The organism is Streptomyces luteolus (assembly GCF_029968015.1).
Classification (GTDB): domain Bacteria; phylum Actinomycetota; class Actinomycetes; order Streptomycetales; family Streptomycetaceae; genus Streptomyces; species Streptomyces luteolus.
Map to the genome: position 1 here is coordinate 193,550 of NZ_JASCIS010000001.1, position 21,563 is coordinate 215,112.

A 21,563-nucleotide genomic window follows, 5' to 3' on the forward strand; every position below is an offset into this window, starting at 1 on the left:
ATGCCCGTCCAGCCTCCGCCCGTCGAGCCGCTGCCCACGGAGCCCCTCACCCTGCTCGTGTCGCGGCTGCGCGATGTGGGCGTGGAGCCGGACCCGGAAGAGCTCGCCGACGCCCTGTGGCTCGCCCGGTGGGTCCCGCCCGATGGCGCCGCCGACACCCGCCCGGGCGCCACCGATGACCCGTCGTACCCGGCGGAACCCGTACGGCCCCTCCGGCGCGGCCAGGAGACGCACGCCGCGCGGCAGGAGCCCGGGCCGGCCGGCGACCGGGATCAGCGCAGGCCGGCCGGGACCGTCGAGCTGACGGTGCCGGGCGCGGACGGCGATCGCCTCCGTGAGGGCGCGAGCCCGGTCTGGGTGCCCACCGCGGTCACCTTCCCCGACCCCCAGTCGCTGCAGCGCGCCCTGCGCCCCTTGCGCAGGTTCCGTACCGGCGGCGCGGGCGCGCACAGCGTGCTCGACGAGCGGGCCACCGCGGAGCGCACCGCCGACACCGGGCTCGTCCTTCCGGTTCTGCGCCGCTCCCGGCGCCGCGAGGCCCGACTGCGCCTGGTCATGGACGTCTCGACGTCCATGGTCGTCTGGGAGGAGGCCTTCGCGGAACTGCGGGAGATCTGCGAGCGGTCCGGCGCCTTCCGCGAGGTGCGTCCGCACTTCCTCCGGGAAGGCCCGCAAGGTGCCCCCGCCGTCACCGCGTCCATGACCGGCGGCGGCCCTCTCCACCCTGCCGCGCAGCTGCGCGACCCCACCGGCCACCAGGTGATCCTCGTCTTCAGCGACTGCGTGGGGCCGATGTGGCGCGACGGCGGTATGCAGCGGCTGCTGCACAGCTGGGCGCAGCACACCCCGGTCGCGGTCGTCCAGCCACTGCCGCAGCGGCACTGGCGCCGCACCCATCTGCCCGCGCACGACGGAGAGTTACGCCGCCACGAGGGAACCGCCGGGCGCATGGACTTCCGGCCCGCACGGGGTGCGGCGCCGCCACCGCACGGGGCGCTCCCGGTGCCGGTCATCGCGCCCCGGCCCGGACCCCTCGGCTCCTGGGCGCGGCTGGTGTGCGGCGGCACCGAACAGCGGCTGCGCGCCGCAGCGGGCTGGGTGCGGGCGGACCACCCGCGGTCCGCGGCCCTGCGGGGCTCGGACCGGGTCGTGTCCCCGCGCGAGAGGCTGCGGTCCTTCATCCGCACGGCCTCGCCCGCGGCGGTCCGCCTCGTCGGGCATCTCTCGGCCGCGCCCCTGGTGCTGCCGGTGATGCGGCTGGTGCAGCGGGCGATGCTCTCGGGCAGCGGGCCCGACGTACTCGCCGAGGTGCTGGTCGGCGGACTGGTGCGGCGCGCACGGGACACCGAGGGGCTGCACACGTACGAATTCGCCGAGGGGGTGCGGGCCGAGCTGCTGCGACGCAGCGAGCAGAGCGACCTGCACCTGGTCCTGAAGCACTGCTCGAAGTACGTGGAGCACCGGTACGGCAGGTCGGTGCGGAACTTCCCGGCGCTGGCGGCGGCCCACATCGAGGGGCACGGACCCGTCGGCGGAACCCCGTTGCTCGGGCCGGACGGAGTGCCGGACGACCCGGTGCTCCGGGCGTTCGCGCGGGTCTCCGCCGAGGTGATCGGACGGTTCGGCGGTGACGTCGCCGTCCCGTTTGTCCGGGGTGCGACCGGAACGGACGGAAGAGCCGCCGGATCCGGTGAACTGCTCGTCCAGGCACGGGAGTTGATGCGGATCTTCGAAGGGGGCGGCGCGGCTCAGGACCTCGACGACGCCGAGGAATTGCTCCGCCACCTCGGCGCCGACCACACCTTCGCGGATGCCGAGACGGCCCGGATCGAGCTGGGCGACGTACTGCTGCGACGCTGGCGGGCGAGCAGCCGCCCCGGCGATCTCCTGGAGGCGTACGACACCGTCAGGGCGTACGCCGGGCAGCACCCTGTGGCGGCCCTGACGTACGCGCGGGTCCTTGACGCCATGGCGGAGGAAGAACTGCGTTCGGGGCCGGGCTCGGCGGTGCTGCCGGACCGGGTGCGCGGCGAAGTCGCCCAACTCGTCTCCGGCGACCCGGAGTTCGCGCGCCGCGACGGCCTGCGCAGGGCCTGGGCCGTACTGATGCTGCTCCAGGACGAGGACGAGACGCTGGCCGCCGCCTTCGACCGCCTCGACCGCCTCGACCGCAGCGACGCACCGCAAGCCGAGCCGCTGCTGCGCACCCTCGGCGTGCTGCGGGCCGGGGAGCTGCGCCGGGCCGCGCGGCTGGCCGCCGCGGTCGCCCGACTGGCCGGGCAGGGTGACGAGGCCGCAGGAGAGGTCTTCGGCCACGCCGTGGACCGGCTGGCCGACTGGACGGACCACCTGGTGCGCAGGCTGGAACCTCGCAGTGGATTCCAGTCCGAGCTGCGCCTGCTGCGCGGCCTCGCCCAGCTGGACCTGGCCCGCCGGCACGCGGGACGCGGCCCGGAACCGCTTCCCCCGGAATGGCGGGATCCGCAGGCCCGACGCCTGTGGGCGGATGCGGCCGTCCTGGACCTTGACGGCGCGCTGAGCGCTCCGGACGGTGAGCGGCGCCTGCGCGGCACAGGCGAGCTGAGCGAGCGCTGGCTGGACCTGGCCGAGGCGTACGAACTCTGCGACGAGCCGGCGGATCCGTCGCCCGAAAAGCAGGCCCTGATCCGGGCGGCACTCGACCGGGCGACCCTGGCGGCCGAGACCTCCCCGCAGCTGGCCAGGGCCCTGACCAGCAGGGCGCTGCACCACATCCGGTCCGACCGCGACCCCGGCGGCGCCACGGACCACCGCGCCAGAGCGGTCGCCGACCTGACCCGGGCCCTCGAACTCGGCTCCGAGGACGCCGAGCTGTACGCCCTGCACGGCCGGCTCCTGATCGGCGCGGAGGAAGCCCCGGGCACGTACGGCTACGAGGTCCGGTACGAGGTCTCCGACCAGCAACTGGAGGAAGGCGTGCGGTCCGTGCGGACGGCCCTCGACCTGACCGTCGGCAGCGATCGACCGGCCGTGCGCCGCCATCTGCTGTTCGCCGTGGCGCTCCGCACCCGGTTCAGCCGCGGGGCGGCGCTGTCCGACCTGCACGAGGCGGACTGGGCGCTCGGCGTGGCCGCACGGGAAGGGCAGGACGATGTCGTCGCGTACGCCGCGTTTCACCGAGGCCAGGTCTCCGAGGCGCTCGCTCGTCGTACGGGTGCGCACAAGTACCGGGTGACGGCCGCCGACCACTTCCGCAGATGCGCGACGCTGGCCGAGCAACTCGGCTATCCGACGCTGGCCGCGCAGGCGCGCGCCGAACGTGCCGGGGCCCTGCTGGCCACGGCGGGGCCGGGCGCGGCCAGGGCAGAGCTGCTCCGGGCCTTCGCCCTGCTGCGCGGCGACTCCGAAGGGGACGAAGGGGACGAAGGCGACGGAGAGAGCGCGGCCGATGCCTCCGACCGTGGCCACGAGGAGCTCCGTGGGCGCATCCGGCGCGAGCTGGACGCCTTGTCCGCGCCGTCGGCCGTGTCCGAGGAACGGCCCCACCGATCCCCGGACTCCCGCCCATGAGCCCTCCCACTCGGGGGGCCTCCCCCTCCGCGGACCTGCCCCTGCCCGCATTCCCGCGCCCCGCCTTCGACTCGGTCCGCCACCCGGTGCTGGCCGCAGTCCTGGCGGAGATCGACGAGCGCGAGGCGTCCGGCGAGGCGGGCTCGGCCTACTACTCGGACGCGGCGGACCCCAGGTGACCCGGCCCTACAGGCACGCGGGGGCGGCGCGCGAGGGACTCCAGGACGGCCGGGCAGGGGCGCGGGACGGCCGGGCAGGGGCGCGGGACGACCCGGCAGGGGCGCGGGACGGGTTCCGCCAGTTCGTCCTCAAGGTCCACAGCCGCTGCAACCTCGCCTGCACCTACTGCTACATCTACACCGGCCCGGACGGGAGTTGGCGTGAGCGGCCCCGCCGCGTACCCGACACCACGGTCCGCCAGGTCGCCCACGGCATCGCCGAGCACACGGCCAGGCACCGCCTCGCCCGGATCCGGATCGATCTGCACGGCGGCGAGCCGCTGCTCTCCGGCGCCGGATTCCTCATCTCCTATGCCGACACGGTGCGTTCGGCGGTCCGGAAGGCGGCACCGGCGACACGTGTCGACGTCACCGTGCAGACCAACGGCACCTTGCTCACGGAAGCCGCCCTGGACCGCCTCGCCGCCGCCGGGATCCGCGTCGGCCTCAGCCTCGACGGCGGCACGGCCGCACTGAACGCCCGCCGGGTCGACCACGCGGGCCGCTCGTCCTGGCGGGCCGTCCGCCGGGCGGCCGAACTCCTGGCGTCCCGCCCGGAGGCGTACGCGGGCATGCTCAGCACCATCGACCTGGCCACCGACCCGCGTGAGGTATACCGCTCGCTGCGCCGCCTCGGCCCGCCCTCCCTCGACTTTCTGCTCCCGCACGCGAACTGGGCGGGCAGAGCCCCCGGCCGTCACCGGCCGAGCCCCACGCCGTACGCGGACTGGCTGGTCCCCGCGTTCGAGCTGTGGTGGGCCGACCGGGAGGAAGGCCGGCCCCGACTGCGGCTGTTCAGCGAGATCCTGGCCATGCTGCTCGGCGCCGAGAGCGCCACCGAGGCCGTGGGGCTGTCCCCGCTGGCCGTGGTCGTCATCGACACGGACGGCACCATCGAGCAGGTCGACGCGCTCAAGTCCGCCTACGACGGGGCGCCCGCCACCGGGCTCGACGTCTTCCGCAACTCCTTCGACGAGGCGCTCCGCCACCCCGGGATCGCCGCCCGCAGACAGGGGCTGCGGGCGCTGGCCGACGAGTGCCTGGCCTGCCCCGTGGTGCGGGTCTGCGGGGGCGGCAACTACGCCCACCGCTACGCCGCCCGCACCGGAGGCTTCCGGCACCCCAGCGTGTACTGCGCCGACCTGGAACGACTGATCCGGCATCTGGCCGACCGGCTCGCCACGGAACTGGACCACGGCCCCCAGGAGGCGTTCCTGGCCAATCGAGGAACAGACTGTTGCAACTGACTTATCTTTAACGGTAGTTGACGAACAGCGACGTAACCTCCCGAAAGAGAGAAGGAGGAGGCCCACCCGCATGACCGCTCCAGACCAGCCACAGCACCTCGCCCTCGTCCACGCAGGCCAGTCCGCCCACTGGGCCGCCTGGATGAGCGAGCGGCTGTCCAGGCTGGGCGCCGAGACCAGTCCGGTGCTGTGGGACCCGCTGCGACGGCGGCCGAACGCCGAGGACCTCGCCGGGATAACCGCCCGGCCGGGGCCGATCGTGCTCGTCCTCGACGACTGGTTCCTGCGCGTGGAACACCGCCGCCCCGAGGCCTGGGGCGACCTCGTCCGGGAGCTGGCGCCGGACGTCCGCGAGCGCCTCGTCATGGTCTCCGTGACCGCGTCGCCGGTGCCGGAGGGCCTCGCCCGACTGGGACCGGTCCTTGAACTCCGGGGTTTCAGGGCCGAGGTCGTCGAGGCCAGGCTGCTCGACGCGATCGGTCTGACTCCGGCGTCGGACCGGCCCGTCGACCTCACCCGCGGCCGCTTCCCCGACACCACCTGGAAGGCGCGGAACACCCCCCGCCGCAACAGCCGCTTCACCGGCCGCGAGCAGGTGCTCGCCGAGCTGCACGCCCGGTTCACCTCCGGCGGTGACGGCGCGCGCGTGGCGCTGCGCGGCGTCCCCGGAGTCGGCAAGAGGCACACCGCCATCGAGTACGCGCACCGGCACGCCGCCGAGTACGACACGGTGTGGTGGGTCAACTGCGCCAAACGCGCCACCGCACGCGCGGACTTCGCGCGGCTCGCCGACCAGCTCCGCCTGCCGGTGGACAACGCGGACACCCTGCACGGCCGCATCGAAACGGTCAAGCGGGCGCTGGCGGGACGCAGCGGCTGGCTGATCGTCCTGGACGGGGCCGAGGACCCCGAAGAGCTCGCCGCCGTCCTGCCCGAGGGCCGCGGCCACCTGCTGATCACCACCACCAGTGTGAACTGGAGCGGCAGCGGAGCCGAGCTCGTGGAGCTGGCGCCCTTCGAGCGGGACGAGTCCGTCACCTTCGCCTGCCTGCGGACCAGAAGGCTCACCCGGGACGCGGCAGCCGAACTCGCCGACGCCGTCGAGGACATGCCCCTGCTGCTCGCGCAGACGGCGGCCTGGCTCGACAGCAACGACACGGCCGACGTCGCCGGTTACGTACGGGAGCTCCGCGAGGGAGACCCGCACAGGACGGACGTCGCGACCGACGGTGACGACCGTACGTTCCAGATGGTCTGGTCCATCACCCTCAACACGCTGCGCGACGAGCACCCGCACGCGTACGAACTCCTCCGCCTGCTGGTGTTCTTCTCGCCGCACGCCATCCCCGTACGTCTGCTGCGCACCGCGCGGGCGGCCGATCTGCCCGACCATCTGGCCGCCCTCGTGGCCGAACCGAGCAGCTGGAACGCGACCCTGCGCAAGCTGTCCGAGGCCACCTCGATGCGTCTGGAGTACGACGAGGGGCCGTACCTGGACACCAAGGTCGTGTCGGCGCTGCAGATGCACCGCCTGTTCCACCGCTTCGTCCGGCTGCAACTCAGCGCGGAACAGCAGGCGGAAGCCTCCGCGATCGCCTGCCAGGTGCTGGTCGCCGCCGACCCGAGGGACCCTGGCGACGCGGGCACCTGGGCGCGGTACGCCGAGCTGATCCCGCACCTGGAGGACACCGGCGCCGTCACCTCCCCCTCGCCCGATGTGCGCACGCTCGTCCTCAACTGCATCGAGTACCTGCGGGTGCGAGGCGAGTACAGGGAGGGCGTCCGGCTCTGCCGGGCCACTGTGGACGCCTGGACGCCGATGTCCGGGGCCACCGACCCGAAGGTGCTCGTCGCCACTCACCAACTCATGGTCATGGAAAGGCGGTTGGGGGAATACGCCGCGGCGGAGCGGCTCGGCCGCCAGGTCCTGGACGCGGTGACCTCCGTGCCGGAGCCCGGGCCGGTCCAGGTGGTGCGGGCCAAGAACGGCCTTGCCGGCACCCTGATGGCCCTCGGGAACTACGAAGAGGCCCGCACCCTCCTCGCGGAGGCGGCGGCCCAGTCCGCCAGCGCGCTCGGCGACGAGGGGGTGCCGCGCACGCTGGCCACACGCAGCAACCTCGCCATCGCCCTGGGCCTGAGCGGCCGCTACCAGGAGTCGTACGAGCTGCACCGCTCGGTCCTGCGGTCCAGCATCGAACTCCTCGGTGGCAGGAGCCAGTCCACCCTGCACTCGGGTCTGCACACCGCCTGGATGCTCCGTCTGCTCGGGCGGTACGGCGAGGCCCTGGACCTCCAGGAGCAGAACAGCCAGCTGCATTCCCAGGTCTTCGACAAGAACCACAGCCAGAGCCTGCTCTCGCAGCACAACCTCGCGCTGTGCCGGCGCCGCGTGAACGAGATCGGCTTCGCCCGGCTGATGATGCGCTCGGTCCTGGACCGACTCTCCCGCCGCCGGGGTGCCAGCCATCCGGAGACCCTGCTGGTGAGTTCGGACTACGCGATGCTGCTGCGTGAGCAGGGCAACCTCGAAGAGGCGCGGGAGCTGGCCGAGGACACCCTCAGCCGCTACCGACTGCTGCTCGGGGAGCACCACCCCTATGCGGCAGGCGTGTTGGACAACTGCGCACTGATCCAGCGCTGCCAGGGTGATCACGACGGCGCCCGGGCGCGTGCCGAGGAGGCCCGGCAGCGGATGGAGCGAGCCCTTGGCCGACACCACGTCTGGGCCATCGGCTGCGCCCTCAACACGGCCTCCGCACGGGCGGCCACCGGAGATCTGGCCGGGGCGGTGGAGCTGGGCCGGGACGCACTGGACCGGGCCCGCGCCGAGATCGGCGTGTGGCACACCCTGCCCATGAACCTGGCGGCGGGGCTGGCCCAGGACCTGCACGCGAACGGCGAAGCCGAGGAGGCCCTGCAGGTCCGCGCCACGTCGCTCGCCCTCCTGGAGGCCGACGGCTACGACGAGCACCGCCAGGTGCGCGCCATGTTCGAGGGCAGGCGCCCGTACTGGGACTTCGAGCCGCAGACGATCTGACGGCGCCTCCTGCGCGGCAAAGGCGAACGGGCCGCACCCCGAACGTGGGGTGCGGCCCGATTCACCGTACGGCTAGCGCAGGGTCACGCGTCGAAGACCTCCGCGACCAGCGCCTCCTGCTCCGCCTGGTGGCGCTTGGCGGAGCCGACCGCCGGGGAGGAGCCGTGCGGCCGCGAGATGCGGCGCAGGCGCTCACCGTGCGGGACGTCGGCGCCGACGGCCAGGTCCAGGTGGTCGATCAGGTTGAGCGCGATGAACGGCCAGGCACCCTGGTTCGCCGGCTCCTCCTGGACCCACAGGTATTTCTCGGCGTTCGGGAACTTGGCGATCTCCTCCTGGAGCTCGGCACCCGGCAGCGGGTACAGACGCTCGATGCGGATGATCGCCGTGTCGTTCGCGCCGCGCTTCTGCCGCTCGGCCTCCAGGTCGTAGTAGACCTTGCCCGCGCAGAAGACGACCTTGCGGACCGCGGCCGGGTCGGCCGAGGCGTCGCCGATGACGGGACGGAAGCCGCCCGTGGTGAACTCCTCCGCCTTGGACGCCGCGGCCTTCAGACGCAGCATCGACTTCGGGGTGAAGACGATCAGCGGCTTGTGGTGCGGGTTGTGCACCTGCCACCGCAGGAGGTGGAAGTAGTTCGACGGGAGCGTCGGCATGGCGACCGTCATGTTGTTCTGCGCGCACAGCTGCAGGAACCGCTCCGGGCGGGCGGACGAGTGGTCCGGGCCCTGGCCCTCGTAGCCGTGCGGGAGCAGCAGGGTCACACCGGAGTGCTGGCCCCACTTCTGCTCCGCGGACGAGATGAACTCGTCCACCACCGTCTGCGCGCCGTTGACGAAGTCACCGAACTGCGCCTCCCACATCACGAGCGCCTCGGGACGGGCCAGCGAGTAGCCGTACTCGAAGCCCATCGCCGCGTACTCGGAGAGCAGCGAGTCGTAGACGTTGTAGCGGGCCTGGTCCTCGGAGAGGTAGAGCAGCGGCGTGAAGTCGTCGCCCGTCTCCCGGTCGATGAGGACCGCGTGGCGCTGGCCGAAGGTGCCGCGGCGGGAGTCCTGGCCCGCGAGGCGGACCGGGGTGCCCTCCAGGAGCAGCGAGCCGATGGCCAGGGTCTCGCCCATGCCCCAGTCGATGGTGTCGTCCTCGACCATGGCCGCGCGGCGCTGCAGCTGGGGCAGCAGACGCGGGTGCACGGTGACGCGGTCGGGGATGTTGACCTGGGACTCGGCGATCCGCTTGACGACCTCCTGCGAGACGGCCGTCTTGACCGCGACCGGGAACTCGGCCTCGGCGCCCGGGACTTCGCCCGGAGCGGACTGCTGGGTGGCCTCGCGGACCTCCGTGAAGACCTTCTCCAGCTGGCCCTGGTAGTCCTGCAGCGCCTGCTCGGCCTCTTCGAGGGTGATGTCGCCGCGACCGATGAGGGACTCGGTGTAGAGCTTGCGCACCGAGCGCTTCTTGTCGATCAGGTCGTACATCAGCGGCTGCGTGAACGCCGGGTTGTCCGACTCGTTGTGCCCGCGGCGGCGGTAGCAGATGAGGTCGATGACCACGTCCTTGTTGAACGCCTGCCGGAACTCGAAGGCCAGGCGGGCGACGCGGACGACGGCCTCGGGGTCGTCGCCGTTGACGTGGAAGATCGGGGCCTCGATCATCCGGGCCACGTCGGTCGAGTACATGGAGGAGCGCGAGGACTCGGGCGCCGCCGTGAAGCCGACCTGGTTGTTGATGACGACGTGCACGGTGCCGCCGGTGCGGTAGCCGCGCAGCTGCGACATGTTGAGGGTCTCGGCCACGACGCCCTGGCCCGCGAAGGCCGCGTCGCCGTGGATCGCGACCGGCAGGACCGTGAAGTCCGTGCCGCCCTTGTTGATGATGTCCTGCTTGGCGCGGGCGATGCCCTCCAGGACCGGGTCGACCGCCTCCAGGTGCGAGGGGTTCGCGGCGAGCGAGACCTTGATCTGCTCGCCGTCGAGACCGGTGAAGGTGCCCTCGGCGCCCAGGTGGTACTTCACGTCGCCGGAGCCGTGCATCGACTTCGGGTCGAGGTTGCCCTCGAACTCGCGGAAGATCTGCGCGTACGACTTGCCGACGATGTTGGCGAGGACGTTCAGGCGGCCGCGGTGGGCCATGCCGATGACGACCTCGTCCAGGCGCGACTCGGCGGCCGAGTCGATGACCGCGTCGAGCAGCGGAATGACGGACTCGCCGCCCTCCAGGGAGAACCGCTTCTGGCCGACGTACTTGGTCTGCAGGAACGTCTCGAAGGCCTCGGCGGCGTTCAGCCGGCGCAGGATGCGCAGCTGCTCCTCGCGCTCCGGCTTGTTGCGCGGGCGCTCGATGCGGTCCTGGAGCCACTTGCGCTGCTTCGGGTCCTGGATGTGCATGAACTCGACGCCGGTGGTGCGGCAGTACGACTCACGCAGGACGCCGAGGATGTCGCGCAGCTTCATCATCGACTGACCGGCGAAGCCGCCGACCGCGAACTCCCGCTCCAGGTCCCACAGGGTGAGGCCGTGCTCGGTGATGTCCAGGTCGGGGTGCTTGCGCTGGCGGTACTCCAGCGGGTCGGTGTCGGCCATGACGTGGCCGCGGACCCGGTAGGAGTGGATCAGCTCGAAGACGCGGGCGGCCTTCGTGACGTCGTCGTCGTGGCTGGCGTCGATGTCCTTGAGCCAGCGGACCGGCTCGTAGGGGATGCGCAGCGACTTGAAGATGTCGTCGTAGAAGCCCTCCTCGCCGAGGAGGAAGTTGGCGACGATCCGCAGGAACTCGCCGGAGGCGGCGCCCTGGATGACCCGGTGGTCGTAGGTCGACGTGAGCGTCATGACCTTCGAGATGCCGAGCTTGTTCAGGGTGTCCTGGGAGGTGCCCTGGAACTCCGCCGGGTAGTCCATGGAGCCGACGCCCATGATCACCGACTGGCCGGGCATCAGGCGCGGCACGGAGTGGACGGTGCCGAGGCCGCCGGGGTTGGTCAGGGAGACCGTGACGCCGGTGAAGTCGTCCATGCCGAGCTTGCCGTTGCGGGCGCGGCGGACGATGTCCTCGTAGGCCTGCCAGAACTCGAAGAAGTTCAGGGTCTCGGCCTTCTTGATGCCCGCGACCACGAGCTGGCGGTCGCCGTTGGGCTTGACCAGGTCGATGGCGAGGCCGAAGTTGACGTGCTCAGGCTTGACCAGGGTCGGCTTGCCGTCCTTCTCCGCGAAGGAGTAGTTCATCGACGGCATGGCCTTGATGGCCTGCACCATCGCGTACCCGATGAGGTGCGTGAAGGAGATCTTCCCGCCACGGGCGCGCTTCAGGTGGTTGTTGATGACGATGCGGTTGTCGAAGAGCAGCTTCACCGGGACCGCGCGCACGGACGTGGCCGTGGGGACCTCGATCGAGGCGTTCATGTTCTTCGCGACGGCCGCGGCGGGGCCGCGCAGCGTCACCAGCTCGGGGCCCTCGGGGGCCTCCTTCGCAGGCTCGGCCTTCGCGGCGGGCTTCGCCGGGGCGGCGGCCGGCTTCGCGGCGGGCGCGGCCTGGGCCGCGGGCTTCGCCGGAGCGGCTACGGGGGCCGGCGCGTCGGCCGCGGGCTTGGCCGGGGCCGGGGTCTGCGTCGATACGCCTGCGGGAGCGCTCGGCTTGGTGGGGGTCCCCGCAGCCCCCGCGGCTGCGGTACCGGTGGCGGGAGCCTGCGTCGGCTGGGCCGGGGTGGCGGTGGCGCCCCCCGGCTTGTAGTCGGCGAAGAAGTCCCACCAGGCTCGGTCAACCGAGTTCGGGTCCTGGAGGTACTGCTGGTAGATCTCGTCGACGAGCCACTCGTTGGGACCGAACGCGGCGGCAGGGTTCTTGCCCTGCCCCTCTTGGTCGGTCGTGGTGCTCGAGTTACTGGGGGACTGTGGCGACACGGCGGTAACCGCCCTCTTCCGCTTCACAAGGTGATGGACAGCGGGAATAAAGGCTACGCCTCTGTGGCCGAGAGGTGCAGGCCGGGCGGGACTTTGGTCGCGTAAGTCACATTGGATCGCGTGTTTCGGGGCCGTAAATGGCGGGAAACAAGCGAGGTTCCGCTGCGGCCGGGCAGCGTCGCCCGCGACTGCGGCCCCTGGTCGGCCCGCACCCTTGGCACGGAAGACGTCGTTCCTCGTGAACACCCCGCTGCTTCGTTCGCGGCGAGCCGAAGATTCGAAGATCTTGTGCTTCCGTCTCGAACCCTACGTCAACCCGCGGTGTCAGGGGATTCCCGGAAGGGTGACCTGGATCCGGGCGCCACGGGTGGATTCGGCCACTCCGATCCGCCCGCCGTGCAGGTCGACCGCCCAGCGGGCGATGGCGAGGCCGAGTCCGGTGCCGCCGTCGTTGTCCGGGCCGTGCTTGCCCGCGGCCGTGCCCCGGTTGAACCGCTCGAAGACCTTGTGCCACTCGGACTCGGGGATGCCGGGGCCCTCGTCGAGCACTTCCAGGTCGAGCGACTCGGGCGTCGGCCCGCGCCTGGCCCGTACGGTGACCCGGCCGTGCGCCGGGGAGTGCTTCACCGCGTTGTCGATGAGGTTCGCCACGACCTGGTGCAGGCGTTCCGCGTCGGCGTGCGCGGTCAGCTCCGGCGGCGATACGTCGAGGTGCAGATGGACGTCCGTACGCGTGTGCCGGCCCGAGCCGGACGGCATGCCCTGGCGCTGCGCGGCGGCGGCACCGGACAGCTGGGCCTCCTTCAGGACGCCCGAGAGGTACGGCCAGACCTCGAAGCGGCGGGCCCGCAGCGGTACGACGCCGTTGTCCAGACGGGACAGGTCGAGCAGCGTCTCCACCAGGCGGCCGAGCCGCTCGGTCTGCTTCAGGGCGGTGCGCATGGTCTCCGGGTCGGCCTCGGAGACGCCGTCGACGACGTTCTCCAGGACCGCGCGCAGCGCCGCGATCGGGGTGCGCAGCTCGTGCGAGACGTTCGCCACCAGCTCCTTGCGGTGCTGGTCCTGGGCCTCCAGGTCGTCGGCCATGCGGTTGATGGTGCAGGCCAGGTCGCCGAGTTCGTCGCGGCGGCCCGCGCCGCGGACCCGGCGGGTGTAGTCGCCGTGCGATATGGACCGGGCGACGGTGTTCATCTCGTCCAGCGGCGCGGTCAGCGAGTGCGCGACGAACTGGGTGATCAGCAAGGTGGCGATGACCGAGAAGACCGTGATGAAGCGCAGCTCGGTCTCGGTGCGCACGGCGATCATCAGCAGGCCGGTGGTGATGAAGACCGAGACGACGACGAGCGTGCCGAGCTTCGTCTTGATCGAGAACGGGCGCAGATCGTGCAGCGCGCCCGGCTGCCGCAGCAGTCCCGCGAAGAGCTTCTTCGGCCGCCGCACCACCGAGAGCAGCCGCTTCGGCCGCAGCGCGGCGGGCAGGTCGCGCCCGCCCGTCCGCGTCCGCGCCGACGGCCGCAGCCGCCGCAGCCGTGCCGTGAGCGGCCGCGCCGCTCCGCCCCGCCGCGCCAGGGCGGAGGCCCGGCTCCGCAGCCCGTTCATGCCCGTCCCCTCACGGAGTGGGGGTCTCCAGGGCGTACCCCACCCCGTGCACCGTACGGATCCGCTCCGCGCCGATCTTCCGGCGGAGCGCCTTGATGTGGCTGTCGACGGTGCGGGTGCCGGAGGCGTCCGCCCAGTCCCAGACCTCGGCGAGCAGCTGCTCGCGGGAGAGCACCGCGCGCGGGGTGTTGGCCAGGCAGACGAGCAGGTCGAACTCGGTCGGCGTGAGGTGCACGTCCTCGGAGCGGACCCGTACGCGGCGCTGCGCGTGGTCGATCTCCAGCTCGCCGAGGCGCAGTATGCCGCTGCGCGGCGTCGCTGCGGCGAGCGCGGCACGCTCCACCCGGCGAAGGAGCACATGCACCCGGGCCGCCAGTTCCCGCATGGAGAAAGGCTTCGTCATGTAGTCGTCGGCGCCGACGCCGAGGCCGACCAGCATGTCCGTCTCGTCGTCACGCGCCGTCAGCATCAGCACCGGCACCGGGCGCTGCGCCTGGACCCGGCGGCAGACCTCCAGGCCGTCGAAGCCGGGCAGCATGATGTCGAGGATCAGCAGGTCGGGCTGCCAGGCCTCGGCGGTGTCCACGGCGGACGGGCCGTCGACCGCGGTCTGGACGAGGAAGCCCTCCGCGCGCAGCCGGGCGGCGATGGCGTCGACGATGGTCGGATCGTCCTCGATCACGAGAACCCGGCGCTGGGCACCCGGCGTGGGCGCCGTGCCGTTGTGGGAGGTGTGTGTCTGCTCCATGGCCCCGCCCCTGAAGATGCGCCTTGAATGCCTGCGGTGGATCTGCAGTAAAGATCCCGCGTGTGTCGGGTCAGAGCGTACGGGGAGTTACGGGCCCTCGGCTACGCAGCCCTGATGCCGAGGTGGACCACGTCCGGTACGCCCCGGGCAACGGCTACCTCTTCCGTACGTACCGCGTCGAAACCGGCATTGCGCAGAGCCTTCTCGAATCCGGCGGAGGGCCGGGCGGACCAGACGGCGAGCACTCCGCCGGGGTGCAGCCGGGCCGCGCAGGCGGCGAGTCCGGCGGGGGAGTAGAGGCTGTCGTTGTCCTCGGTGACGGTCCAGTCGGGCCCGTTGTCGATGTCGAGGCAGAGCGCGTCGTACCCCGGATGCCCGGCCGGGGCCGGGGCGTGGAGGTGGGCGACGAGGTCGGCCTCGACGATCCGGGTGCGCGGGTCCGCGAACGCCTCGGCGGTGTACGGGGCGAGGGGGCCGGTGCGGTGCCAGTCGACGATGGCCGCCTCGCGCTCGACGACGGTGATGCGGCCCCAGCGCGGGTCGGCGGCGGCGTGCGCGAGGGAGAAGCCGACGCCGAGCCCGCCGATCAGGACGGAGGGCGCGGGCCTGTCGTCCAGGGGGCCGAGGGCATCCCGGGCGGCGTCCACGAGCAGCCGCTCGGAACGCCCGTCCGACGTGTCCATCAGGAACGTGCCGTTGGCGATGATCTGCAACAGCCCGCCGTGCCTGCGCAACACCACCTCACCGTGCGGGCCGGTGCGGCGGTCGAGGACGACGGGCTGCTGCTCGGTGTCGTACGGGGCGTGCATGCGGCCCATCCTGCAGTAGCCGCGGGCCGGCGCGACACCGGGTTTCGGCCGTACCCGCCGGGCTCAGTGCCGGAACAGGGTGTGCTGGGGTTCCGGGCGGGCCGCCTGGCGGAGGAGCATCGTCAGGAAGCCGAGCGTGCCGCGGTAGCCGCGCAGCCACTCCTCGCGGTGCTGGGCGGCGGCACGCAGGGCCTCGGCGCTGTCCGGGTCGTCGGCGTGGTCGAGGGCCCAGCGCGAGAGGGTGCCGGTCCACGCCCACTCGTACTCGTCCCACTCGGCGAGCGTGCTGATGTGGCCGTGGACCGGGATCCACTGGTCGAGCAGGACCTGGTCGACCGTGTTCGGCAGCGACATGAACTCGTCCTCGGCGAAGCCGGCCTGGAGCGTCTCGGGGCCCGGCGCCTTCTCCCAGAAGCCGTCGCCGACGATCAGGGTGCCGCCGGGCGCGAGGTGCTTGCGGGCCGCTTCGAGGGTGGGCAGCAGACCGCCGAAGGCGTGCGTCGCGCCGACGCAGAGGACGGCGTCGTACTGGTGCGGGGCGCTGTACGCGGTGGCGTCCTCCTGGTGCAGCGCGACGCGGTCGGCGAGGCCTGCGGCGGCGATCCGTTCGCGCCCCAGGCCGAGCGCGGACTCGCTCACGTCGACGCCGTCGGCCCGCACGCCGGGGCGTTCGGCGGCGGCCCGCAGCAGCCAGGCGCCCTCGCCGCAGCCGAGGTCGAGGACGCGCTCGTCGCCGTGCGGCAGGGCGAGGTCGAGGAGGTGTCGCACCGTCGACTCGTGCAGGGGGGCGGCGATGGGGTGATCGCCGTGCGCGATCGTACTGAGCTTCTGTCGCAGTCGGTCCATGGGCGCATCATGCCTGCGCCGGGTGTCGGCTGTCGCGGGGGTGTCTTCTTCCCCTCCCCGCCCCTTCCCGAAAGCCTGCGGCGCTTCGGGGGCCAGCCCCCGGACCCCCGCTCCTCAATCGCCGGAGGGGCTCAACTTTGAGCCCCTCCGGCGATTGAGGAGGCCCGTCCGGCAGGCCACGCGGCGCCAGCCGCATATCGGACACAGTCGGGAAGGGGCGGGGAGGGGAAGAAGAGCGTGATCGCTCACAGCGAACGGTGCCGGGGAAGATTCGAGCCCTACGCAGCATTGAGCCCACATAGCTCAACTTGACTGCCGAAGGGGAGATCATGGCATCGACGTCCGCACCGCTCACCCTGCCCGTCCTGCCGCTCGACGACGAGGTCGTGCTGCCCGGCATGGTGGTGCCCCTGGACCTCAACGATCCCGACGTACGAGCCGCGGTGGAGGCCGCGCAGGCCGCCGCGCGCGGACAGACGGGGAAGCCACAAGTCCTGCTCGTCCCGCGCATCGACGGCACGTACGCGGGCACCGGCGTCCTCGGCACCGTCGAGCAGGTCGGCCGCCTCGCCGACGGCGACCCCGGCGCCCTGATCAAGGGCCGCGGGCGCGTGCAGATCGGCGCGGGCACGACCGGACCCGGCGCCGCCCTGTGGGTGGAGGGCATCGAGGTCGACGAGGCCGTGCCCGAACCGCTGCCGGGTGCGGTGACCGAGCTGGCCAAGGAGTACAAGGCCCTCGCGACCAGCTGGCTGAAGAAGCGCGGCGCCTGGCAGGTCGTGGACCGGGTCCAGCAGATTGACGACATCTCGGCGCTCGCCGACAACTCCGGCTACTCGCCCTTCCTGACCACCGCGCAGAAGGTCGAACTCCTGGAGACCACCGACCCGGTGGAGCGCCTCAAGCTCGCCGCGAAGCTGCTCAGCGACCACCTCGCCGAGCAGGACGTGGCGGAGTCCATCGCGAAGGACGTCCAGGAGGGCGTCGACAAGCAGCAGCGCGAGTTCCTGCTCCGCCGCCAGCTCGAAGCCGTACGCAAGGAGCTGCGCGAGCTGAACGGCGAGTCGGAGGGTGAGGAGTCCGACGGCTACCGGGCCCGGGTCGAGGCCGCCGACCTGCCCGAGCACGTCCGTGAGGCCGCGCTCAAGGAGGTCGACAAGCTGGAGCGGTCCAGCGACCAGTCCCCCGAGGGGTCGTGGATCCGCACCTGGCTGGACACCGTGCTCGAACTCCCGTGGAGCGAGAGGACGGAGGACGCGTACGACATCCAGGGCGCCCAGGCCGTCCTCGACGCCGAGCACGCGGGCCTGGAGGACGTGAAGGAGCGCATCACCGAGTACCTGGCGGTGCGCAAGCGCCGCACGGACCGGGGGCTCGGCGTCGTCGGCGGCCGTCGCGGAGGCGCCGTGCTCGCGCTCGTCGGCCCGCCCGGCGTCGGCAAGACCTCGCTCGGCGAGTCCGTCGCGCACGCCATGGGCCGTAAGTTCGTCCGCGTCGCCCTCGGCGGTGTCCGCGACGAGGCGGAGATCCGCGGCCACCGTCGTACGTACGTGGGGGCGCTGCCCGGACGGATCGTGCGAGCGGTCAAGGAGGCGGGCTCGATGAACCCGGTCGTCCTGCTCGACGAGATCGACAAGGTCGGCTCCGACTTCCGCGGCGACCCGGCCGCCGCCCTGCTCGAAGTCCTCGACCCGGCACAGAACCACACGTTCCGCGACCACTACCTGGAGGTCGAACTCGACCTGAGCGACGTCGTCTTCCTGGCCACCGCCAACGTCCTGGAGGCCATCCCGGAGGCGCTGCTCGACCGTATGGAACTGGTCCGGCTCGACGGCTACACGGAGGACGAGAAGGTCGTCATCGCCCGCGACCACCTGCTCCCGCGCCAGCTGGAGCGGGCGGGCCTGGCCCCGGACGAGGTGGCCCTCGACGAGTCCGCGCTGCGCAAGCTGGCCGGCGAGTACACGCGCGAGGCCGGCGTCCGCAACCTGGAGCGCTCGGTCGGCCGGCTCCTCCGCAAGGTCGCCGCGCAGAGCGAGCTCGGCGAGCGGGAGCTGCCGTTCACCGTCACCGCCGACGACCTGCGCGGCCTGATCGGACGGCCGCACCACGTGCCCGAGTCCGCCCAGGACCCGGCCGAGCGGCGCACCGCGGTGCCCGGCGTGGCCACCGGCCTCGCGGTCACCGGCGCGGGCGGCGACGTGCTGTACGTGGAGGCGTCCCTGGCCGACCCGGAGACGGGCGCGGCGGGTCTGACCCTGACCGGTCAGCTCGGCGACGTGATGAAGGAGTCCGCGCAGATCGCGCTCTCCTTCCTCCGCTCGCACGGGGCCGAACTGGAGCTTCCCGTAGGCGACTTGAAGGACCGGGGCGCGCACATCCACTTCCCGGCGGGCGCGGTCCCGAAGGACGGGCCGAGCGCGGGCATCACGATGACGACGGCGCTCGCGTCGCTGCTCTCGGGCAGGCTCGTCCGTACGGATGTGGCGATGACGGGTGAGGTGTCCCTGACCGGGCGCGTGCTGCCGATCGGCGGCGTCAAGCAGAAGCTGCTCGCCGCGCACCGGGCGGGGGTCACCACGGTGATCATCCCGAAGCGGAATGAGGCGGACTTGGACGATGTCCCGGCGGAGGTACTCGACGGCCTTGAGGTACACCCGGTGACGGATGTCCGCCAGGTCCTCGAACTGGCCCTCGCCCCGGCGGAGGTGGGGGTTCCGGTGGCGGCGTAGGGCACCCCCAGGGGGCTCCGCCCCCGGACCCCGCTCCTCAATCGCCGGAGGGGCTGAATTTTCAGCCCCTCCGGCGATTGAGGAGGCCCGTCCGGCAGGACGGCTAACCGTTCGCCAGCGCCTGCAAGCGGTCGTACGCGCCGTTGAACTTGTTGTGATCGCCCACGATCGGGCCGGAGGACGTGTACTGCCACATCGTGTAGTAGCCCCAGCCCGCCGGAAGCTCACCCGGCGTGGAGTTGTACCGGGCGATCCACAGCGGATGGTTCGCCGCGAAGCCGCTGTAGTTGCCCGTGCAGGTCTTCCACCAGCTGGTCGCCGTGTAGATCACCGGATAGCGGCCGGTGCGCGTCTTGTAGCGGTTGACGAAGTCCCAGATCCAGCTGACCATCCCGGCCTGCGACTTGCCGTAGCACTGGTTCCCGTACGGATTCCACTCGATGTCGAGCGCCCCCGGCAGCGTCTTGCCGTCCCGCGACCAGCCACCGCCGTTGTTGACGAAGTAGTCCGCCTGCGCGGCGCCGCTCGTCGTGTCCGGAGTGGCGAAGTGGTACGCGCCCCGGATCATCCCGACGTTGTACGAGCCGTTGTACTGCTGCGCGAAGTACGGGTTCTTGTAGTACGTGCCCTCGGTCGCCTTCACGTAGGCCCACTTGACGCCACTGCTCCAGAGCGACGCCCAATTGACGTTGCCCTGGTGGCTGGAGACGTCCACGCCCTCCGTCTGTACGGCGGCGCGCGGGGAGTCGGGCGGCAGCGGGCCCTCGCCGTCGTGCTCGACGACGCCCATGCCCATGTGGGCGGAGCCGCGCGGCGGGACGTCCTCGGCGGCCTGCGCCGTGGCGGGGAAGGCGAGGAGGAGGGAGAGGACGGTGAGCAGGACCGCGATCACCGGCTTGCGGGAGCGGCGCGGAGCCGCGGAGCGGTGCGGTCTGGTGGGGGATCCGGGTCTGTGCACAGGCATGGAGCGCCTCCGAAGGCGTCAAGGGTGCGGTGGGGGGACCTGGAACGAACCGGGGGAGCCGAATGAAACAGGCGTGTGCATGTCATACCCGACGCTACGCACGTAGAACCCCGCCGGGAAGAGGGTCCGAGGGCTGCCGAAGGTCTACTCCTGCGGAATACTGGCCGAGCTGCGGCGATAGGGCGTCGCGGGAAGAAACTTTCAGGAACGGGAAAGCGATTCATGGCTGCTGACGTGCACCAGAGCGGCGGAGTGAGCGGAGACGCGCCGCGCCCCGAGAGTGGTGTGGACCACGAATTCCTCGCCCTGGAACGCGAGTTGACCGTCTTCCTGCGCCGCGCCCGCGCCTCCTCCGGCGAGATGGCCCGCGCCGTCCACCCCGACCTGGAGCCCGCCGCGTACGGGCTGCTCGTCCGCCTTGAGGAGGGCGGGCCGCAGCGCGCCACCGAACTCGCCGCGTACATCGGCGTCGGCAAGGCCACGATGAGCCGTCAGCTGCGGGCTCTGGAGGAGCTGGGGCTCGTCGCCCGCGACCCGGACCCCGTCGACGGACGGGCCTCCCTGATGCGCCTCACCGAGGAGGGCCGGGCCCGTTTCCGCACGGTCCGGGACGCGCGCCGCGCCAAGTACGTGCAGCGCCTGGCCGGGTGGGACCGGCACGAGGTGGCCGAACTGGCCCGGCTGCTCGGCCAGTTGAACGACAGCTCGGAGAGCTAGGGCCAGCCCGTCTCTACGGCTCTACGGCCCGGCTCCGGACGCCTACAGCTCCGCGAACACCGCCGCCGCGTCGTCGTGCACCTTGCCGCGCGGGGTCGACGGGCCGGGCCCCGTTCCGGACTCCAGCGCCCGGACGCGGTCGATCAGCTCCTGCGGGCCGGCCTTGCGCAGCAGCGCCACGCACTCCGTCCACGTGCCCGCGCCGAACCGCTCCACCCAGCGCGCCGCCCCGTCCGTCAGGGCCGCCACACTGCGCACTTCGGCGCGCGGCCGGGTCCCGCACACCGCGCGCCGCGCCACGTCCGGGTCGGCCGCCGCCGTGAAGAACCCGCCCTCCGCGTTCCGCAGCGCCTCGACCCCGGCGACGTACTCCCGTGCCGCGGCGGCCCGTTCGAGCGAGCCGTCCGGCAGGGCGCGTACGGCCGCGCGCAGCCGGTCGATCTGAGGGGGCAGGGTGGCGAGGCGCTCGTCGAGGACCGCGCGGACCGTGCCGTCGGCCGCTTCCATGAGCAACGCCGAGTCGGACAGGACGAGATGCTCGACCCGCTCCTCGTCCCACCGCACGAGCACCACCGTCGCCTGAGGCGTACGGGAGTGAGAAAGGTCACAGGTTGGCCGGTGCGCTTCGGCGGTACGCGCGATGGCCTCGGCCAGGACCTCCCGCAAGCCCAGATCTCGCCGCGAACCGGACAGTTCACCGAGGACGCCGCCGAGCCGGGCCGTGAACCAGGGGACGGAATGCAGACAGCCGTAGTCGTCGGCGGGCGGGGTGACCCCGTCGAGCAGCACCAGCGTGCCGCCCTTGCCGGACGCGGGGAGCGCGACCGACGCGTAGTCCTCGTTGGGGCGCCCCGGGTCGCCGGGCTCCGTGGCCAGTTCGATGCGCATGCGGCCAGTCTGCACGAGCTCCGCACACACCGGGACTTGGGCCGATACGGCGGCCCCGCCGCCGGGTTTTCGCCGGATTGATAGCCTCCGGGAAGCGAGCGGCGGGGCATCTTGCCAAAGCGGGCCCGGCCCGTCCAACCGGCGCTCCGCGTGCGGTCGATGCGCGTGCCCGAGGAACTTGCCGGGCCACTCCGGTCGATGTTCACTCCTTCGGGTGGCCCGGCGAAGGATGGGCGACCACTGCTCAACCGCACTGGAATGGTCATGAGCCGTACCAGAGGGGCCTGTGTTGACCCGTCGTCACTTGTGC

General features: G+C 72.2%; 13 protein-coding genes. 6 read left to right on the forward strand and 7 right to left on the reverse strand.

Going from position 1 to position 21,563, the window contains the following annotated elements:
* The 4 genes from QIT00_RS00895 (at position 1) to fxsT (ending at position 8,054) form a co-directional block, all read left to right on the forward strand.
* The gene (locus QIT00_RS00895; protein ID WP_282533051.1) at positions 1 to 3,549 is read left to right on the forward strand and encodes an SAV_2336 N-terminal domain-related protein; all 3,549 of its coding nucleotides are present in this window, start codon (positions 1 to 3) and stop codon (positions 3,547 to 3,549) included.
* Complete coding sequence (locus tag QIT00_RS00900; protein ID WP_282533052.1) at positions 3,546 to 3,728, forward strand: hypothetical protein; 183 nt, start codon at positions 3,546 to 3,548, stop codon at positions 3,726 to 3,728. Before QIT00_RS00895 ends, QIT00_RS00900 begins: the two co-directional genes overlap by 4 nt.
* On the forward strand, positions 3,725 to 5,014 hold the full coding sequence (locus QIT00_RS00905; protein WP_282533053.1) for an FxsB family cyclophane-forming radical SAM/SPASM peptide maturase: 1,290 nt from the start codon (positions 3,725 to 3,727) through the stop codon (positions 5,012 to 5,014). The genes QIT00_RS00900 and QIT00_RS00905 overlap by 4 nt, the downstream gene beginning before the upstream one ends.
* Before the next feature lie 70 nt (positions 5,015 to 5,084).
* The gene (gene fxsT / locus QIT00_RS00910) at positions 5,085 to 8,054 is read left to right on the forward strand and encodes an FxSxx-COOH system tetratricopeptide repeat protein (RefSeq protein ID WP_282533054.1); all 2,970 of its coding nucleotides are present in this window, start codon (positions 5,085 to 5,087) and stop codon (positions 8,052 to 8,054) included.
* 83 nt (positions 8,055 to 8,137) lie between these two features.
* Here fxsT and QIT00_RS00915 read toward each other — a convergent pair whose 3' ends face one another.
* The 5 genes from QIT00_RS00915 to QIT00_RS00935 all read right to left on the reverse strand — a co-directional run bounded on the left by QIT00_RS00915 (position 8,138) and on the right by QIT00_RS00935 (position 15,952).
* Positions 8,138 to 11,950: a multifunctional oxoglutarate decarboxylase/oxoglutarate dehydrogenase thiamine pyrophosphate-binding subunit/dihydrolipoyllysine-residue succinyltransferase subunit gene (locus QIT00_RS00915; RefSeq protein WP_282533055.1), complete on the reverse strand. Its 3,813-nt coding sequence runs from the start codon at positions 11,948 to 11,950 to the stop codon at positions 8,138 to 8,140.
* A 324-nt stretch (positions 11,951 to 12,274) separates the two neighbouring features.
* Positions 12,275 to 13,330 carry a HAMP domain-containing sensor histidine kinase gene (locus QIT00_RS00920; protein WP_408909695.1) on the reverse strand — a complete coding sequence of 352 codons (1,056 nt, stop codon included), beginning with the start codon at positions 13,328 to 13,330 and terminating at the stop codon, positions 12,275 to 12,277.
* 229 nt (positions 13,331 to 13,559) lie between these two features.
* Positions 13,560 to 14,297 carry a response regulator transcription factor gene (locus QIT00_RS00925; protein ID WP_282533056.1) on the reverse strand — a complete coding sequence of 246 codons (738 nt, stop codon included), beginning with the start codon at positions 14,295 to 14,297 and terminating at the stop codon, positions 13,560 to 13,562.
* Positions 14,298 to 14,398: 101 nt separating this feature from the next.
* Positions 14,399 to 15,106, reverse strand: coding sequence for a spermidine synthase family protein (locus QIT00_RS00930; protein WP_282533057.1), 708 nt, complete (start codon positions 15,104 to 15,106; stop codon positions 14,399 to 14,401).
* Positions 15,107 to 15,169: 63 nt separating this feature from the next.
* Complete coding sequence (locus QIT00_RS00935) at positions 15,170 to 15,952, reverse strand: SAM-dependent methyltransferase (protein WP_282533058.1); 783 nt, start codon at positions 15,950 to 15,952, stop codon at positions 15,170 to 15,172.
* Between the two features lie 329 nt (positions 15,953 to 16,281).
* Between QIT00_RS00935 and lon the strand changes: the two genes are divergently transcribed.
* Positions 16,282 to 18,684 carry an endopeptidase La gene (gene lon / locus QIT00_RS00940; RefSeq protein WP_282533059.1) on the forward strand — a complete coding sequence of 801 codons (2,403 nt, stop codon included), beginning with the start codon at positions 16,282 to 16,284 and terminating at the stop codon, positions 18,682 to 18,684.
* Between the two features lie 103 nt (positions 18,685 to 18,787).
* On the opposite strand, the gene QIT00_RS00945 is transcribed toward lon, so the two are convergent.
* On the reverse strand, positions 18,788 to 19,648 hold the full coding sequence (locus QIT00_RS00945) for a lysozyme (RefSeq protein ID WP_282533060.1): 861 nt from the start codon (positions 19,646 to 19,648) through the stop codon (positions 18,788 to 18,790).
* A 222-nt stretch (positions 19,649 to 19,870) separates the two neighbouring features.
* On the opposite strand from QIT00_RS00945, the gene QIT00_RS00950 reads away from it, so the two are divergent.
* Positions 19,871 to 20,365: a MarR family winged helix-turn-helix transcriptional regulator gene (locus tag QIT00_RS00950; protein ID WP_282533061.1), complete on the forward strand. Its 495-nt coding sequence runs from the start codon at positions 19,871 to 19,873 to the stop codon at positions 20,363 to 20,365.
* Positions 20,366 to 20,407: 42 nt separating this feature from the next.
* Here QIT00_RS00950 and QIT00_RS00955 read toward each other — a convergent pair whose 3' ends face one another.
* Positions 20,408 to 21,253 (reverse strand): hypothetical protein, encoded by an 846-nt coding sequence (locus tag QIT00_RS00955; RefSeq protein WP_282533062.1) that lies wholly within the window; start codon positions 21,251 to 21,253, stop codon positions 20,408 to 20,410.
* Positions 21,254 to 21,563 lie beyond the last annotated feature (310 nt).